Origin of the sequence: Bradyrhizobium acaciae, from assembly GCF_020889785.1 — a bacterium.
GTDB lineage: Bacteria > Pseudomonadota > Alphaproteobacteria > Rhizobiales > Xanthobacteraceae > Bradyrhizobium > Bradyrhizobium acaciae.
This window is the reverse complement of the sequence record NZ_JACMYK010000003.1, coordinates 73158-90299: the sequence shown is the minus strand read 5'-3', so window position 1 is coordinate 90299 and position 17142 is coordinate 73158. Positions and strand designations below refer to the sequence as shown.

Here is a 17142-nt window from a genome sequence, read left to right as displayed (position 1 = left end):
CCCCGTCGCGGAACACCCCGTCCGCCGGTCTCAACTTCGCTGCGTTGGCAGGTCTCCCGGCTTGCGGAGCAGGATTTCTCCCTTGATGCCCACCTTCCCGACTCCTCGCGGAATCAGTGGCTTGGACATCTCTCCGGTCACGGTCGCGGGGGCGGCTGCAGTTCAGGCTCCATTTGCGGAGCCCTATCGCATTCCCTCTTCGCCTGTCGTAGGACAGGAACCAACGCGGGCCCACCATTCGTCCAAGCCTCGCACTTGTCAAGCCGAAGGAACGTGATGATTTCAGATGGAAACGACGCTGAGGGCGGCGCCGTCGGCACCGATTCTTCGCTGGATGCGCGCCATGCCGACAAGATGGCGAAAAAGAAGGCCGCCCGCGACAAGATCATGGCGACCAAGAGCGGTGAAAAGGGCCTGATCATCGTTCATACCGGCGCCGGCAAGGGAAAATCGTCCTCCGCCTTCGGGATGATCGTGCGCTGCGTGGCGCACGGTTTTCCCTGCGCCGTGGTGCAGTTCATCAAGGGTGCCTGGGATACCGGCGAGCGCCGCCTGCTCACCGGCCATTTCGGCGATCTCTGTCAATTCCACGCGATGGGCGAAGGATTCACCTGGGAGACGCAGGACCGCGCCCGCGACATCGCAGCCGCCCAGGCCGGCTGGGAAAAAGCCAAGCAGCTGATCGCAGACCCGAGCTTGCGCATGGTGGTGCTCGACGAGATCAACATCGCGCTGCGCTACGATTATCTTGATATCGGCGACGTGGTCGAGTTCCTGACGACGTCAAAGCCGCCGATGACGCATGTCGTGCTCACCGGGCGCAACGCCAAGGAGGAATTGATCGAAATTGCCGATCTCGTCACCGAGATGACGCTGGTGAAGCATCCGTTCCGGTCCGGCATCAAAGCGCAGCCGGGCGTCGAGTTCTGACAGACAGCACCATGGCGCGCGCATTGATGATCCAGGGAGCCGGTTCCGACGTGGGCAAGTCGCTCATCGTCGCGGGTCTCGCACGCGCCGCGAGACGACGCGGCCTGCGCGTGCTGCCGTTCAAGCCGCAGAACATGTCGAACAACGCTGCCGTCACTGTCGATGGCGGCGAGATCGGACGCGCGCAGGCCCTGCAGGCGCTCGCCGCCGGCGTCGAACCGCACACCGACATGAACCCGGTGTTGCTGAAGCCGGAGACCGACGTCGGCGCCCAGATCATCGTGCACGGCAAGCGGATCGCGACCGCGCGCGCACGGGAATATGCCGGCATGAAGCCCTCGCTGATGGGCCCAGTGTTGGAAAGTTTTGGGCGTCTGAAGGATCGCGCCGATCTCGTGCTGGTCGAGGGCGCCGGCAGCCCGGCCGAAGTGAACCTGCGCAAGTCCGATATCGCCAATATGGGCTTTGCGCGCCGGGCCGACGTGCCCGTGGTATTGGTCGGCGACATCGACCGCGGCGGCGTGATCGCGCAGCTCGTCGGCATCCAGGCGGTGATCGACCCCGAGGATGCCGCGATGATCCAGGGTTTTGTCATCAACAAATTCCGCGGCGATCCGTCGCTGTTCGACGACGGCTACCGCATGATCGAAGCCCGCACCGGCTGGCGCGGCTTTGGCGTGCTGCCCTGGTTCGCACGCGCCGGTGAGCTTCCTGCCGAAGACGCACTCGGGCTCGGCGAGGCGCGCAAGCCCGGCCGGTGCAAGATCGCGTTTCTGGCGCTGTCGCGGATCGCCAATTTCGACGATCTCGATCCGCTGAAGCTCGAGCCCGGTGTCGATCTTGTGATGGTGCGACCGGGCGAAGCCATCCCTGGTGATGCGAAGCTCGTCATCCTGCCCGGCTCGAAATCGACCCGCGGCGACCTCGCCTTCCTGCGCGCGCAGGGCTGGGACATCGATTTGCTGGCGCATCATCGCCGTGGCGGTCATGTGCTGGGCCTCTGCGGCGGATATCAGATGCTTGGACGCAACGTCGCCGACCCCGATGGGATCGAGGGTCCCGCCGGCGAAACGCCCGGCCTCGGGTTGCTCGATGTCACGACTGTCATGACCGAACAGAAGACGCTGACGCGCGTCAGCGCGGTGCATGCTGCAACCCATCAACCGATCAGCGCCTACGAAATCCACATCGGGCGCACCGACGGGGCGGATCGCGCCCGGCCTTTTGCAACGCTTGACGGCGTGGCAGAGGGTGCGGTTTCCAGTGATGGGCGCGTACACGGCAGCTATCTGCACGGCCTGTTCACTTCAGACGAATTTCGCAAGGCGTTCCTTGCCCAGCTCGAGATCCCCGCGGCGGATCAGCCGTACGGCGCGAGGGTTGAGGGTGCGCTCGACGCGCTGGCCGAGCACATCGAGACCCATCTCGATGTCGAAGGCCTGCTCGCGCTGGCGCGCTAAACCGGCAGCACGGCGGAAAGGCGGGACCACTCGGTCTCGCTGCCCGGCAGACCGAGGCGCAACCAGCCCGGCTTTTGCTGGAAGACGCGCGACCAGATCTGCGCACGGGCAAGCTTCTCCTGCGCGGCCAGCGCATCGCCGACATCATAGAGGCGGAACAGCGACGCGCCACCGACCAGCGTCCAGCCCTGCACGCGCGCCTCCGCATCGAGCCGGACGCAGTCGTCCGCCAAACGCGCAGTCGTCGCCTTTGCCCAGTCGCGATCGAGCAAGGCGCGCCGCCCGATCGCTATTGCGGCACCGGAAACCGGCCATGGTCCCGTCATCGCGGCAAGCGCGGTGATGTCAGCCTCGCTGCCGAGAGCAAAGCCGAGCCGCAAGCCGGCCAAGCCATAGAATTTCCCGAATGAACGGAGGATCAGCAGACCCGGTCGTCCTGCTTCCGATGCCAGCGAGACGTCGGGTACAGCGTCCGCAAAGCTCTCGTCAATGACGAGCCGGCCAACGCGCGGCAACAGCGCGAGCAGTTCGTCCCGATCATGGCGTCTTCCATCGGGATTGTTCGGATTGACGACGATGGCAATATCCGCACCGGCAAGCGCTGCGAGATCGGACACCTCGGCAACGTCCCAACCGGCGGCCGCCGACAATACCGCAGCATATTCATTGTAGGTCGGCGCCAGGATGCGCGCCCGTCCCCGAGGCGCGAGGCGCGGCAGCAACTGAATGGCGGCCTGTGCACCGCCCATCGCCACGACCGGCGCGTCGGTCGCGTAAGCCTGCCGCGCGGCGGCGTGAAGGGACTCGATCTCGGATCGCGACGGCAACGCGTTCCATTGCCGCGGCTCGACATCGACCACGGGATAAGGCACCCGATTGATCCCGGTCGACAGGTCGATCCAGTCTTCCGCAGCTCCGCCGAAGCGCTGCTGGGCGACGTCGAGATTTCCGCCGTGCTCTCGCATACGTCGGTCTCTTACAGCAACGCCAGGGCGACGAACACCCCGGCCAACAGCATCATGGCGCGACGATAGAGCTTCAATCCGGCGAGGACGTCGGCGGCCGCCGGATCGCGCGCGCCCTCATTCAGCCACGGCTCGTCCGCGACGCTGCCGTGATAGATGCGGGGCCCGCTGAGCCGCACGCCGAGCGCGCCGGCCATCGCCGCTTCCGGCCAGCCGCCATTCGGCGAGCGATGGCGGTGCGCATCGTGCAGCATGCATGACCACGCCCGCGAACGGTTTGGGGCGAGCAGCACGAACAGAAGCCCGGTCAGCCGCGCCGGAACGAGATTGGCGAGATCGTCGATCCGGGCCGCGGCCCAGCCAAAGGCTTCATGCCGCTTGGTGCGATGCCCGATCATGGAGTCCAGCGTGTTGATCGCCTTGTAACCGAGGATTCCCGGCAGGCCGAACAACGCGCCCCAGAACACCGGCGCGACGATGCCGTCGGAGGCATTCTCGGCGAGACTCTCGATGGTCGCGCGCGCGATGCCGGCATCGTCGAGCGTTGCCGGATCGCGTCCGACGATCTGCGCGACCGCAGAACGTGCGGCCGTGATATCGCCGGAGACAAGCGGATCTGCCACCGCGTCGACATGGTCATGCAGCGAGCGCAGGGCCACCAGCGGCCACGCCAGGACACCCACAAGACCGACGCGAACCCATCCGGATGCCAGCACGGACTGAACGGCCCAACCGATCGCCGTCGCCAGCGCGATCACCATGATGGCCGCCGCAACACCTGCCATGCGCCGAAACGAAGGCGCATCGGCGTCCCGGTTCCAGCTGCGGTCGAGGAGATTGATCAGCCGGCCGAGCCAGGTCACGGGATGGCCGATGCGTGCAAACAACGCAGGCGGCCAGCCGATCAGGGCATCCAAAGCCATCGCCACCGCCATTGCTCCCGCAAAAAACACGCACCCTCTCCCTGCCGCGATCCTCCTGATGCGCAAGACATCGGCCGAGTGCAAGCCCTCCGTGGCGGATTTCGGCTTTGTGTTTCACCGCGATTGGTGGTTAGAGCGGACGTAACAGGAGATTGCATGGCCGTCATTCTGATCACGGGCGGAGCCCGATCCGGGAAAAGCCGGCGTGCCGAACTTCGTGCGCGCAGCTTTCCCGGGCAGCCGGTCTATATCGCCACTGCCGAGGCACTCGATGCGGAAATGGACGAGCGGATCGCAAAACATCGCGCGCGGCGCGGCAGCGACTGGATCGAGCGCGAGGTGCCGCTCGATCTGGTGGAGGCGCTCTCCGAGACCGACAATGGCGGCGCAAGGCTGGTCGATTGCCTGACGCTGTGGCTGTCCAATTTGCTGCATGCGGAGCGCGACTGGTCGCAGGACGTCGCGCGGCTGGCGGATGCCTTGTCGCGCCAGCGCAGCCCGGTCATTCTTGTCACCAATGAGGTCGGCCTCGGCATCGTGCCCGACAATGCGCTGGCGCGGACCTTCCGCGATGCCGCCGGTCTGATGAACCAGAGCATCGCCGGCGCGGCGGACGAGGTCGAGTTCGTCGTTGCAGGCCTGCCCATGAAGCTTAAGTAATGAAGCTTAGATGATGTCTGCGATCGATCCTGCCAAAGACCCCACGATGGTCTCATTCGACGATACGTTTCGCCGGCAACTGCACGAGCTGTTCGTGTGGCGGCGCGACGTGCGCCGCTTTCGAACCGATCCCTTGCCTGACGGGTCGATCGAGCGGCTGATCGAGATCGCCTGCCTGTCGCCATCGGTCGGGTTGAGCCAGCCCTGGCGGTTCGTCATTGTCGACGATGCGGCGCGGCGCCGCGCCGTGATCGACGACTTCAAGACCTGCAACGCCGATGCGCTGCGATCCTACTCAGGCGAACGCGCCGCAAAATATGCGGCATTGAAGCTATCGGGCCTTGAAGAGGCACCCGGCCATCTCGCCGTGTTCGCCGAGAAGACCGACCAGATCGGCTCCGGCCTCGGCCGCGCGACGATGCCGGAGACCTCTGAATATTCCGTAGTGGCCGCGATCTGCTCGATGTGGCTCGCCGCGCGCGCCGAAGGCATCGGGCTCGGCTGGGTATCGATCCTCAATCCAGGTCGCATTCATGAGATCCTGGAGATACCGGAAGCCTGGAAATTCATCGGCTACCTCTGCATCGGCTACCCCCAGACAGAATGCGACCGTCCGGAACTCGAGCAGGCCAAGTGGGAATCACGGCGAGGCCCAGGTGAATTCACCATCCGGCGCTGAAAGCGCGCGAGCGGTCAGCGCCGCCGCCAATAGCGATGTCCACTGGCGCGCCGACATCGCCTCCCTGGTGTTTGCCGTTCCGGAGCACAGCGCGATCTGCGCGGTGCACCGGGGCGCGTTTCGCACGCTGCTCGACGTGGACCCGACGCCGGAGGCGTGCATCAGCTATTTCGCGCGGTACGGAGACGTGTTCAGGGCGGCGGCACACGCCAAGATTCTCCGTAAGCGCATACCTCTCGGAACAAACCTGCATCTTACCAGTCGCGACATCGCCCGAAAGCTGCTAGAAGCCGACCAAATCGAACGTGGAGAACGATCATGAGCCAGTCCCAGACCGCGCAAGCCCAGCATCTGCCGGTCGCGACCCGACACGTCGGACGGCTTGCCCAGTCGCTGATTGCGATGACGCTCGGCCTGTTCATCGTCGGCGTGGTCGGCTTCTCGCATATCGACGTGATCCACAATGCCGCGCACGACGTGCGCCACTCCAACGCATTCCCCTGCCACTGACCCCGTCGGCATGAGCACGTTTCGCTCGATCGTCTTCGCGTCGGTCATCGCCGGATTCATCGTTGGCCTGGTCGTCACCGCGGCCCAGCAATTCGGCACCGTTCCCCTGATCCTCAGGGCCGAAGTCTATGAGAAGGCGGCCGAGCACAAGCACGAAGCCTCGGCGCCGCCGCAGGCGATCCTCGTGCACGATCATGCAGACAATGCTCATGGTGCGGAGGCCTGGGAGCCGAAGGACGGCTGGGAACGCAACCTCTATACGGCCGGCGCGAACATCCTGACCGGAATCGGCTTCGCGCTTCTGCTTTGCGGCTTCTTTTCGGTTCGGAGCGGTGCGACCGGTGAGGCGATCTCGTGGCACGAAGGCCTGATGTGGGGCCTCGCAGGTTTTGCCGTCTTTACCCTCGCGCCGGGCCTTGGGCTGCCGCCCGAATTACCCGGGGTCCCTGCCGCGCCGCTGCTCTCGCGCCAGATCTGGTGGACGATGGCGGTGCTGGCCACCTCGGCCGGTCTCGGGCTGATCGTTTTCCGGCGCTCGGCACCCGCCGCGATCGCCGGCGTGGTCCTGATCATGCTGCCGCATTTGATCGGTGCGCCCGAGCTTGAGCATGTCGAGACCAACGTGCCGTCGTCCTTGTCGCATCAGTTCGTGGTCGCGGTCACGCTGACCAGCCTGGTGTTCTGGTCGCTGCTCGGCAGCCTGACCAGCGCGGCGTTCGCCTATTTCGACCGGCCCACATCGGCGTAACGTCACGACATTAGCGACAGGAATCATTTGAGATTCGCGGCGGAGCCTGATTAGGTTCGGCGATGCCGTCCGGCGCGCCCGCAATCGGCGCGTGGCGGCGGCAATGCCGAACCGACAGGGCCCAGCTACCCATGACCAAAGCGCGACGGACACGACCGACGATTCGTGACGTCGCGGCGGAGGCCGGCGTGTCCGTCTCAAGCGTCAGCCGCACGCTCAATGGCGGCATCTACACCAGCGCGGAACTGCATGCCCGCATCATGCGCGCGGTGAAGCGCCTCGGCTTCGAGCCCGACCAGGCAGCGCAGGCGCTGCGCTCGCGGGCATCGCACACGATCGGCTGCATGGTGGCCGATTTCTCCAATCCGCACTACACCGGCATGGTCAGCGCAGCCGAGGAGGAATTCCAGCGCGCCGGCTTCCTCCTGATGCTCGCCGCGACCAAGCACGAGGAGGCGCGCGAGACGGCATTCCTGTCGGCGGTGCGCCGGCGCCAGATGGATGGATTACTGTTGTTCGCCGGCGACAACTCCCACAAGGACTTCATGAAGGGATTGGCGACGCTCGATCTGCCCTGCGTCACCGTCGACCGCGAGGTGCCGGATAGCATCCCGGTTCGCGTCGATCACCGCGGCGGCGCGCTGGAGGCGACGCGATATCTGATTGGCCTCGGCCATCGCCGGATCGCGCTACTCACCGGAAGCGCCGCAGTGCTGCCGAGCTCGGAGCGGCTCGCGGGTTACCGGCAGGCACACCAGGAGGCGAAGATCGAGGTCGATGCAGGCCTGATCCGTGCGCACATGCAGGGCGCCAACACCGCCTTCAGCTCGGTGTGCCAGCTTTTGCAGTCGGCCAAGCCGCCGACCGCGATCATCTCGCTCGGCACCAGCATGCTGGCCGAAGTGCTGGAGGCGATCACGAGCAACGGCCTGCGCTATCCGCAGGACGTCTCGATCGTGTGCAGCGGCGACACCGACCTCGCCCGCCACGCGACGCCCGCCATCTCGGCCTTGAGCTGGGACATGAACGAGGTCGGCCGCACCGCTGCGCGATTGTTGCTGGAGCGGATCCGCGACAGCGACAGGCCCGGTAGCAGCGCCCCGGTGTTCCTGCCGACGCGCCTCATCCTGCGCCATTCCTGCGCCGCGCCCCCGACGCCCGCACGCGGACGGAAATAGCCTGGCACCAGTCAATCCGCCTGCGGCGCCGCTGCGTATTGCGCATCGGAAACGTGCTCCATCCAGGTCGCATAGTCGCCGTCAAGCGTCTCGTGGATCGCAATGTGGCTCATGCCCGTGGTTGGTGCCGCGCCGTGCCAGTGCTTCTCGCCCGGCGGGATCCACACCACATCGCCCGGTCGGATCACCCGGATCGGACCGTCCCAGCCTTGCACATAGCCGGCGCCGGCAGTCACGTAGAGCGTCTGACCGAGCGGATGCGTGTGCCAGGCCGTGCGTGCGCCCGGCTCGAAGGTGACGCGCGCGGCCTGCACCCGCGCCGGAGCGGGTGCGTTGACAATCGAGTCAGCCCAAACGGTGCCGCTGAACCACTCGGCGTTACCGCGCCGGCTTGCGATTGATCCTGCACGCTTGATGTCCATCTTCTGTCCTCCGACTGTTCCAATCTGGAAACGGTTCCAACGTATCGTCATTGTGAGCGAAGCGAACCAATCCACGGCTACCGGTCGCGCGGAGCGATGGATTGCTTCGACGCTATCGCTCCTCTCAACGACCAAGGACGACGGTGCCCGCCCCTGGTGTCAGCGCAGCACAAAGCCTTCATAATTGCGCTGCGCAATCTGCGCGATCCGGTGGCGATAGCCCTGGCCGACATAGGGCATGAACACGCGCGGCTTCCCCGCGATGTTGGCGCCCTGGTACCAGGAATTGGCCTTCGGATAGAGCGTGCGGCTGGCAGCATCCGCAACATGCGCCATCCACGCGCGTTCGGCATCGCGCTCCGGCTCGATCCGCGTCAATCCCTTGGCGCGCATGCTGCCGAGGCAAGCCGTGATCCACTCGACATGGTTCTCGCAGGCATGGATCACGTTGCCGATGACAGATGGACTACCCGGCCCGGTCACGACGAACAGGTTCGGGAAGCCCGACACCATCAGGCCGAGATAGGCACGGGGTCCGTCGGCCCAGGCCTCGTTCAACGTCACACCATTGCGCCCGCGGATGTTCATCGCGGCGAGCGCCCCGGTCATCGCGTCATAGCCGGTCGCCAGCACCAGCGCATCGAGCGCGAACGACCGCGCCGCGGTCTCGAGGCCGGTCTCGGTGACCGTCGTCAGCGGCTCCGCGCGCAGATCGACCAGTTCGACATGCGGCAGATTATAGGTCGTGAAATAGCCGGTATCGATGCAGATGCGCTTGACGCCGAGCGGATAATCCTTTGGTGACAGCGCCTCCGCCGTCGTCGCGTCGTCGACCATGCCGCGGATCTTGTCGCGCACGAAGTCGCAGGCGACGTCGTTGACGGCCTCATCGGTCAGGATGTTGGGAAACGCGGTCAGGATGCCGCCGCCGCCCTGCTCCCAGAGCTGTTCATAGCGCGCCCACTGGACCTCCCGCGCCGGTACCGGTGCGTCGAACGCATTCGACGGCACCCGACCGAACTCCGGCGTCTCGAGGCTCTCGCGATATTTCGCGATCATCGGCTCGGCGGCTGCGATATCGGCGTCGGACAGCGGCGCATTGCGTGCCGGCACCGAATAGTTCGGCGTGCGCTGGAAGACGGTCAGGCGGCTCGCCGACTTCGCGACCATCGGGATCGTCTGCACGCCTGACGAGCCGGTGCCGATCACCGCGACACGCAAGCCCGAGAAGTCGATCTCCTGATGCGGCCACTGCCCGGTGTGATAGATCGGCCCGCGAAATCGCTCCACGCCGGGCAGTTTCGGCTTGTTGGGAACAGAGAGATTGCCGGTCGCCATCACGCAAGTCGATGCAACGATGCAATCGCCACGATCGGTGCGCACCGTCCAGCTCTCGCCGGCCTCGTCCCAATCGGCGCTGATGACGCGCGTAGCGAAGCGGATCAGGGAGCGCAGCTCGAACCGGTCGGCGACGTGCTGCGCATAGCGCAGGATTTCGGGCTGACCGGCGTATTTCTCGCTCCAGCGCCATTCCCGCCGCAGCTCCTCCGACCAGGTGTAGGAATAGAGCAGGCTTGGTATGTCACAGCGCGCGCCGGGATAGCGATTCCAGTACCAGGTGCCGCCGACATCCGACGCGGCCTCGACGCCGATCACCTTCAGCCCGAGCTCGCGCAACCGATAGATCGCATACAGCCCGCCGAAGCCGGCACCGACCACGACGGCATCGCATTCGGCAACCAGCGGCGGCCTCGACCCATGGTCCGGGCTCGTCTGCTCCAGTCTGCTCATTTGTCACATCTCTCCGGCCACAGGAATATTGCCATCGGTGGGAACGCGCGCTAGTCTGGAAACGTTTCCAGACCGGAAGCGCATACGATAATTGTCGCCGGGCGTCAACGCGCCGGCCCCCGACAAGGGAGGCCGCGCATACGTCACCAGGCGACCGGGAATCATCAGGGAGTGACCAAGGGATGTTGGACGGCTTTTGTCTTCGCGCGTGCGTAGCGCTCGCGGCAACGATCGGCGCGCTGTCGCCGGCTCTCGCGCAGAAGAGCTATGGCCCGGGGGTCTCGGATACCGAGATCAAGATCGGCAACATCATGCCCTATAGCGGCCCAGCGTCCGCCTATGGCGCGATCGGCCGCACCGAAGCGGCCTATTTCAAGATGATTAACGATCAGGGCGGCATCAACGGCCGCAAGATCAACTTCATCAGCTATGACGACGGCTTCTCGCCGCCGAAATCGGTCGAGCAGGCGCGCAAGCTGGTTGAAGGCGACGAGGTGCTGCTGGTGTTCCAGCCGCTCGGCACCGCGCCCAATGTCGCAATCCAGAAATATCTCAACGGCAAGAAGGTCCCTCACCTCTTCATCGCCTCGGGTGCGACGCGTTTCGGCGATCCCCAAAGCTTTCCCTGGACGATGGGCTGGCAGCCGAACTACCAGAGCGAGGGACGCATCTACGCCAGGTACATCCTGGACAAATACCCGAACGGCAAGATCGCGGTGCTCTGGCAGAACGACGATGCCGGCAAAGATGCGCTCAAGGGGCTGCGTGACGGCCTCGGCGACAGAGCGAGCAGCATGATCGTCGCCGACAAATCCTACGAACTGACCGATCCGACGCTGGATTCGCAGATCGTGGCGCTGCGCGCCTCCGGCGCCGACATCCTGTTCACCTGGGCGGCGCCGAAGGGCGCGGCGCAGACCATCAAGAAGGTCGCCGAGCTCGGCTGGAAGCCGACCTTCTTCCTGACCTCGACCGCGACCTCGGTCGCCTCGGTCATGCGCGCCGCGGGCGTCGAAAACTCGCAGGGCATCATCTCGGTCGCTTACCTCAAGGACCCGACCGACACGATCTGGAACGACGACGCCGAAACCAGGGAATGGCGCGCCTTCATGGACAAGTACATGCCCGACGGCGACAAGACCAACGGCAACCACGTCTATGGCTACGCCGCCGCGCAAACGCTGGCGCAGGTGCTCAAGCAGTGCGGCGACGATCTCACGCGCGAGAACGTCATGAAGCAGGCCGCCAGCCTGAAGGATTTTGCGCCGAGGATGATCCTGCCCGGGATCAGGATCAACACCGGCCCGAACGACTTCCGACCGATCGAGCAGTCGCAACTGATGCGGTTCGAAGGCGAGAGCTGGAAGCTGTTCGGCAACATCATCACCGGCGAGGTCGGCAGCGAGTAGGACTCCTGTGCTGCCTGTTCAATGAGAGGACGGAACGGGACGCAAAGCTGGGGCAATTCGTATTGCGAGAGCGCCAAGCTGCGTCCCCATCCTCAGCTGTCATCGCCCGGCTCGACCGGGCGATCCAGTACGCCGCGGCCTTTCGATTCAAGCACCAGCGCCTCTGGAATACTGGATCACCCGCATGCGCGGGTGATGACACCGAACAAGCCGTTTGACATTTGAATCACAGTTCGTGCATCTCCCGCCCCTATCCCGCCGGCGTCAGGATCGCCTGCTGTGCCGCATGCCAGCTCGCTTCGTCGGGCGCGCAGAGCAAGCCACCGGTCAGATTGACCGGCTTGTAGGGTGATCCGTCGAAATGCGCGCTGTAGCCGCCGGCCTCGCGATGCAACAGCCAGCCGGCGGCATGATCCCACGGCATCAGCTTGTTGTAGAACAGCAGGTGGCAATGGCCTGACGCCGCCATGCGATACTCGTGCGCTGCGCATCGGAGCCAGGCGCTGGCGCCGAGCTTGGACAGATTGCCGGCCACGATTGCGCGCAGCGGCTCGGGCAGGAAGTTGACGCCGACCACCGCGTCCATCTGCTTGACCGGCACCGCCGGCGCCACCTTCAAATCATGCCGCCTGCCATCCGGCAGCTCGAGCCACGCGCCCTCGCCGCGCAGCGCGAATGCGGTATCGTTGCTGACGGGATCATGGATCGCGCCGAACACGATCTCGCCGCGCATCGTGGCGGCCACCATGCTGCCGAACAGCGGCAGGCTGGAGGTGAAGTTCCGGGTGCCGTCGATCGGATCGATGACGAAGGCAAGCTCCGCCGTTCCGACCTGATCGAGCGCGGCCGGGTCACGCGCCGTGCCCTCCTCGCCGATCACGGCAGCATTCGGAAACGCCCGCAGCAGCGCCGCCGATATCGCCTGCTCGGCGAGTTCATCGGCTTCGGTGACGACGTCGAATGCCGATGTCTTGGTGCGGACCTCGATCTCCCGCACGCGGCGGAAGCGCGGCATGATCTCGCTGCGGCCGACCTCGGCGAGAATGTTTCCGATGGTCAGAGCATCGGCATGGGACAGTTTCACGCGGCATACTCCTGCGTTGCGTCAGTATCCAATCGTGGAATCATGACTGCGCGGCAGTCACCGGCGCTGGTTGTAGACATCGATACAGACGGCGCCAAGCAGGACGAGGCCCTTGATCACCTGCTGATAGTCGATGCCGATACCGAGGATCGACATGCCGTTGTTCATCACGCCCATGATCATGGCACCGACCACCGCACCGCCGACCCGGCCGACGCCGCCATAGGCCGACGCGCCGCCGATGAAGCAGGCGGCGATCACGTCGAGCTCGAAGCCGAGGCCGGCCTTCGGCGTCGCGGTGTTGAGCCGTGCGGCGAACACCAGCCCGGCGAGCGCGGCGAGCACGCCCATGTTGACGAAAGTGAGAAATGTCAGCTGTTCGGTCTTGACCCCCGACAGTTTCGCCGCCTTGGCGTTGCCGCCGACAGCATAAATCTGCCGGCCGACCACGGTCCTCAGCGTGACGAAGCCATAGAGCGCGATCAAGGCCGTCATGATCACCAGCACGTTCGGCAGGCCGCGATGCGAGGCGATCAGATAGGTGAAGTAGAGCACTGCTCCCGCCAGCGCGATGCTCTTGACGACGAAGAACGCATAAGGCTCCACCTCGATGCCGTGCGCCTGCTCGCGGGCCCGGCTCTTGGCGCTCGCCAGCACCAGCACGAACGCCAGCACGACGCCGATCAGGAGCGACGTCGGGTAGAGCGTGCCTGCACTGGGGAAGAGTTCGGGAATGAAGCCCGATGACAGCTTCTGGAAGGTCGACGGGAACGGCCCGAGCGACTGCCCTTGCAAGACCGCGAGCGCAAGACCCTTGAACACCAGCATACCCGCCAGCGTCACGATGAAGGACGGAATCTTGAAATAGGCGACCCAGTAACCCTGGGCTGCGCCGATCGCGCCGCCGAGCAGGAGGCAGGCGATGAACGCAATCGGATAGCCGACATGATAGCGCACCATCAGCACCGCCGCGACCGCGCCGACGAAGCCAGCGACCGAACCGACCGAAAGATCGATATGCCCGGTGACGATCACCAGCAGCATGCCGAGCGCCATGATGACGATGTAGCTGTTCTGCAGCACGAGATTGGTGAGGTTGAGCGGCTGCAGCAGCGTGCCGTCGGTGACGATCTCGAAGAACAGCATGATCGCGAGCAGCGACAGCAGCATGCCGTAATTGCGCAGATTGTTCTTGATGAAGCCGGAATGCCTGGGAGACTCGGGAAGTGACACCGTCTTGTCGGTCATCGCGCCTCTCCTCCGGCACGTGCCACGCCGTCATCGGCGCGGCTTCCAGACATTCTGACATTGCGCATGATGGCGCGCATGATCTTCTCCTGGGTCGCATCGTCCTTGTCGAACTCGCCGACGAAGGCGCCGTCATTCATCACGCAGATCCGGTCGCAGATGCCGAGCAGCTCGGGCATCTCCGACGAGATCACCACGACGCCCCTGCCCGCCTCGGCGAGCTCGTTGATGATGGAATAGATCTCGTACTTCGCCCCGACGTCGATCCCGCGGGTCGGCTCGTCCAGCAGCAACACCTTCGGATCGGTCATCAGCCATTTCGACAGCACGACCTTCTGCTGGTTGCCGCCCGAGAGGTCACCGGTCGCCTGGTAGACGTCGGAGCAGCGGATCCGCATCCGGGTGCGATAGTCGCTCGCGGCCTTCAGCTCGACGACATCGTCGATCACGCCGCGCTCCGATACCTTGCGGAGGCTTGCCACCGTCACGTTCTTGCGGACGTCGGCGGCAAGGATCAGCCCGAGCTGCTTGCGGTCTTCGGTGACATAGGCAAGTCCGGCAGCGATCGCCGCCGGCACGCTGGAGAGATCGGCCTCATCTCCGTCGAGCCGGACCTTGCCGGAGATGTTGGTGCCCCAAGCGCGGCCGAACAGGCTCATGGCGAACTCGGTGCGGCCGGCGCCCATCAGGCCCGCGATGCCGACCACCTCGCCGCGGCGCAACTTGAAATCGACGTTCTTAATCACCTGCCGCTCGGGATGCAGCGGATGATACACCGACCAGTTCTCCACACTCATCACGGGTTCGCCGATCTCGGCGCTTCGCTCCGGAAAGCGATGCGCGAGATCGCGGTCGACCATGCTGCGGATGATGCGGTCTTCCTCGATGCGCTCGGTGCGGCAGTCGATGCTGTCGACGGTGCGGCCATCGCGGAGCACCGTGATGCGGTCGGCGACCCGCGCGACCTCGTTCAGCTTGTGCGAGATCAGGATCGAGGCGATGCCCTGCTCGCGGAAGGCCAGGAGCCGTTCGAGCAAGGCGGCGCTGTCCGCCTCGTTGAGACTTGCGGTCGGCTCGTCGAGAATCAAAAGGCGCACCCGCTTGGACAGCGCCTTGGCGATCTCAACCAGCTGCTGCTTGCCGACGCCGAGGTCGGTGATCAGCGTATCCGGGGACTCCCGCAAGCCCACCTGCGCCAGCAGCTCGGCCGTCCGCCGATGCACCGCGTGGCGGTCGATGACGCCGAAGCGCGACGGCGGATGCGACAGAAAGATGTTCTCGGCAATCGACATCAGCGCGATCAACGCCAGTTCCTGATGGATGATGATGATCCCGAGCGCCTCGCTGTCATTGATGTCGCGGAATCGCCGCTCCTCGCCGTCGAATACGATCGACCCGTCATAGCTGCCGGCGGGGTAGACCCCGCTCAGTACCTTCATCAAGGTCGACTTGCCGGCACCGTTCTCCCCGACCAAGGCATGGATCTGCCCTGCCTCGACGGTGAAGCTGACGTCGCGCAGCGCCTGCACGCCGGCAAAGCTCTTGCTGACGCCGCGCATCTCAAGCATTGCCGTCATCGGATCATGTCCTGCAGCGTCGATCGTCCCCGGCACGGTGCGCCGCCGCTCTCCCGGCTGCGCGCCTTACTCGAATTGCGAGCGCTTATAGTAGCCGCTGTCAATCAGGACTTTCTCCCAATTGGTCTTGTCCACCACGACCGGCTTGAGCAGATAGGACGGAACCACCTTGACCCCGTTATTGTAGGTCTTGGTGTCGTTGACGCTGACCTCCTTCTTGCTCAGCACCGCATCGACCATGTCGGCCGTGACCTTGGCGAGATCGCGGGTGTCCTTGAAGATGGTCGAATATTGCTCGCCGCGCAGCATCGCCTTGACCGAAGGCACTTCCGCATCCTGCCCGCTGATGAACGGCATCGGCTGGTCCTTGCTGCCGTAGCCGACGCTCTTCAGCGAGGAGATGATGCCGATCGAGAGGCCGTCATAGGGCGACAGCACCGCGTCGACGCGCTTTTTGCCGTAGAAGGCGCTGAGCAGATTGTCCATCCGCGCCTGCGCGGTCGCGCCGTCCCAGCGCAGGGTGGCAACCTTGTTCATGCCCATCTGGCCGCTGCCGACCACGAGCTTGCCGCTGTCGATATACGGCTTCAACACCGACATCGCGCCGTCGTAGAAGAAATAGGCGTTGTTGTCGTCGGGCGAGCCGCCGAACAGCTCGATGTTGAAGGGGCCCTTGCCGTCCTTCAGCCCCAGTGCATTCACGATCGAGCTCGCCTGCAGCACGCCGACCTGGAAATTGTCGAAGGTCGCGTAGTAGTCGACATTGGGGGTATCGCGGATCAAGCGATCATAGGCGATCACCGTGATGCCCTGGGCCTTGGCCTGCTTCAGGGCGTCGGACAGCGTGGTGCCGTCGATGGCCGCGATGACCAGCACCTTGGCGCCCTTGGTCACCATGTTCTCGACCTGGGAGAGCTGGTTCGGAATGTCGTCTTCGGCATATTGCAGATCGGTGCCGTAGCCGCGCTCCTTCAGCACCTTGACCATGTTGTTGCCGTCGTCGATCCAGCGCGCCGAGGATTTGGTCGGCATCGCGATGCCGATAGTCGGCTTGCTCTGGGCCAGCGCATCCGATGCGGCCGCGGAGAGACCTGTCAACGCCAGCGCAAACAAGGCGGTCTTCAATCTGAACATGCTTCGCTCCCTCGATTTTTTTGAGTTGGATACCGTTGTCGTCGACAGCGTCAATCGGTGGCTATCATTCCTGGGCTGGCCGCAGGTCTACGGCGATGGCGGATCCGCGCCGGGACCGTCACCAACCGAAATTGCGGGATGTCGATTGAACCCGTCAACAGCGCCAATGCTCGCTCCGCACGATCAGCCAAGTCGATCAGCCATGTCGATCCTGCCATGCCGGGTTCACCCGCGAGCCATGTCGTGGGACGGATGAGGTGGAGGACCATGAGGCGCCTGTCTCCCGGAATCGCCGGCGAGCGCCGGCGTGCGCCAGAGCGTCTGGCGGTACGGCACGTGCCTCCGGCCACTTTTGGTGGATGGCGCCCCATGGATACAAGCACCGACTGACAATTTATTTCACCGTCCGAATAAATTCATCGGA

General features: G+C 64.7%; 17 protein-coding genes and 1 riboswitch. Of the genes, 9 read left to right on the top strand and 8 right to left on the bottom strand.

What is annotated here, in order from left to right:
• Positions 1–29: 29 nt before the first annotated feature.
• Positions 30–240: riboswitch (cobalamin riboswitch) on the bottom strand.
• A gap of 36 nt (positions 241–276) precedes the next feature.
• A complete protein-coding gene (cobO, locus tag H8A92_RS02750) occupies positions 277–930 on the top strand; it encodes a cob(I)yrinic acid a,c-diamide adenosyltransferase (RefSeq protein ID WP_229194327.1) in 654 nt (217 codons plus the stop codon).
• Between the two features lie 11 nt (positions 931–941).
• Entirely contained in the window at positions 942–2390 is a 1449-nt protein-coding gene (locus H8A92_RS02745; protein WP_229194326.1) for a cobyric acid synthase, read from the top strand.
• Here the strand turns inward: H8A92_RS02745 and cobD are convergent.
• Together cobD and cbiB are read right to left on the bottom strand one after the other, a co-directional pair.
• Positions 2387–3355, bottom strand: a complete 969-nt coding sequence (gene cobD / locus H8A92_RS02740; RefSeq protein WP_229194325.1) for a threonine-phosphate decarboxylase CobD — start codon at positions 3353–3355, stop codon at positions 2387–2389. The two genes, H8A92_RS02745 and cobD, sit on opposite strands and share 4 nt — an antisense overlap.
• 11 nt (positions 3356–3366) lie before the next feature.
• Positions 3367–4308 (bottom strand): adenosylcobinamide-phosphate synthase CbiB, encoded by a 942-nt coding sequence (gene cbiB, locus H8A92_RS02735; protein ID WP_229194324.1) that lies wholly within the window; start codon positions 4306–4308, stop codon positions 3367–3369.
• 126 nt (positions 4309–4434) lie between these two features.
• Between cbiB and cobU the strand changes: the two genes are divergently transcribed.
• The 6 genes from cobU to H8A92_RS02705 all read left to right on the top strand — a co-directional run bounded on the left by cobU (position 4435) and on the right by H8A92_RS02705 (position 8053).
• A complete protein-coding gene (gene cobU, locus H8A92_RS02730; protein ID WP_229194323.1) occupies positions 4435–4938 on the top strand; it encodes a bifunctional adenosylcobinamide kinase/adenosylcobinamide-phosphate guanylyltransferase in 504 nt (167 codons plus the stop codon).
• A 46-nt stretch (positions 4939–4984) separates the two neighbouring features.
• Complete coding sequence (gene bluB / locus H8A92_RS02725) at positions 4985–5617, top strand: 5,6-dimethylbenzimidazole synthase (protein WP_229194322.1); 633 nt, start codon at positions 4985–4987, stop codon at positions 5615–5617.
• Positions 5595–5939, top strand: a complete 345-nt coding sequence (locus H8A92_RS02720) for a hypothetical protein (RefSeq protein ID WP_229194321.1) — start codon at positions 5595–5597, stop codon at positions 5937–5939. Before bluB ends, H8A92_RS02720 begins: the two co-directional genes overlap by 23 nt.
• On the top strand, positions 5936–6127 hold the full coding sequence (locus H8A92_RS02715; protein ID WP_229194320.1) for a CbtB domain-containing protein: 192 nt from the start codon (positions 5936–5938) through the stop codon (positions 6125–6127). Before H8A92_RS02720 ends, H8A92_RS02715 begins: the two co-directional genes overlap by 4 nt.
• 10 nt (positions 6128–6137) lie before the next feature.
• Positions 6138–6875 (top strand): CbtA family protein, encoded by a 738-nt coding sequence (locus tag H8A92_RS02710; RefSeq protein WP_229194319.1) that lies wholly within the window; start codon positions 6138–6140, stop codon positions 6873–6875.
• Between the two features lie 62 nt (positions 6876–6937).
• On the top strand, positions 6938–8053 hold the full coding sequence (locus tag H8A92_RS02705) for a LacI family DNA-binding transcriptional regulator (protein ID WP_338026492.1): 1116 nt from the start codon (positions 6938–6940) through the stop codon (positions 8051–8053).
• 11 nt (positions 8054–8064) lie between these two features.
• Here the strand turns inward: H8A92_RS02705 and H8A92_RS02700 are convergent, their stop codons facing one another.
• Complete coding sequence (locus H8A92_RS02700; RefSeq protein ID WP_163152635.1) at positions 8065–8475, bottom strand: (R)-mandelonitrile lyase; 411 nt, start codon at positions 8473–8475, stop codon at positions 8065–8067.
• Between the two features lie 159 nt (positions 8476–8634).
• The gene (locus tag H8A92_RS02695) at positions 8635–10266 is read right to left on the bottom strand and encodes a flavin-containing monooxygenase (RefSeq protein ID WP_229194317.1); all 1632 of its coding nucleotides are present in this window, start codon (positions 10264–10266) and stop codon (positions 8635–8637) included.
• 182 nt (positions 10267–10448) lie between these two features.
• On the opposite strand from H8A92_RS02695, the gene H8A92_RS02690 reads away from it, so the two are divergent.
• Positions 10449–11675, top strand: a complete 1227-nt coding sequence (locus H8A92_RS02690; RefSeq protein ID WP_229194316.1) for an ABC transporter substrate-binding protein — start codon at positions 10449–10451, stop codon at positions 11673–11675.
• Between the two features lie 250 nt (positions 11676–11925).
• Here H8A92_RS02690 and H8A92_RS02685 read toward each other — a convergent pair whose 3' ends face one another.
• The 4 genes from H8A92_RS02685 to chvE all read right to left on the bottom strand — a co-directional run bounded on the left by H8A92_RS02685 (position 11926) and on the right by chvE (position 16718).
• Positions 11926–12759 (bottom strand): inositol monophosphatase family protein, encoded by an 834-nt coding sequence (locus H8A92_RS02685; RefSeq protein ID WP_229194315.1) that lies wholly within the window; start codon positions 12757–12759, stop codon positions 11926–11928.
• 57 nt (positions 12760–12816) lie between these two features.
• Positions 12817–14007, bottom strand: a complete 1191-nt coding sequence (gene mmsB / locus H8A92_RS02680; RefSeq protein ID WP_229194314.1) for a multiple monosaccharide ABC transporter permease — start codon at positions 14005–14007, stop codon at positions 12817–12819.
• On the bottom strand, positions 14004–15584 hold the full coding sequence (gene mmsA / locus H8A92_RS02675) for a multiple monosaccharide ABC transporter ATP-binding protein (RefSeq protein WP_229194313.1): 1581 nt from the start codon (positions 15582–15584) through the stop codon (positions 14004–14006). Before mmsA ends, mmsB begins: the two co-directional genes overlap by 4 nt.
• 66 nt (positions 15585–15650) lie before the next feature.
• On the bottom strand, positions 15651–16718 hold the full coding sequence (gene chvE / locus H8A92_RS02670) for a multiple monosaccharide ABC transporter substrate-binding protein (RefSeq protein ID WP_274613197.1): 1068 nt from the start codon (positions 16716–16718) through the stop codon (positions 15651–15653).
• Between the last annotated feature and the right edge of the window lie 424 nt (positions 16719–17142).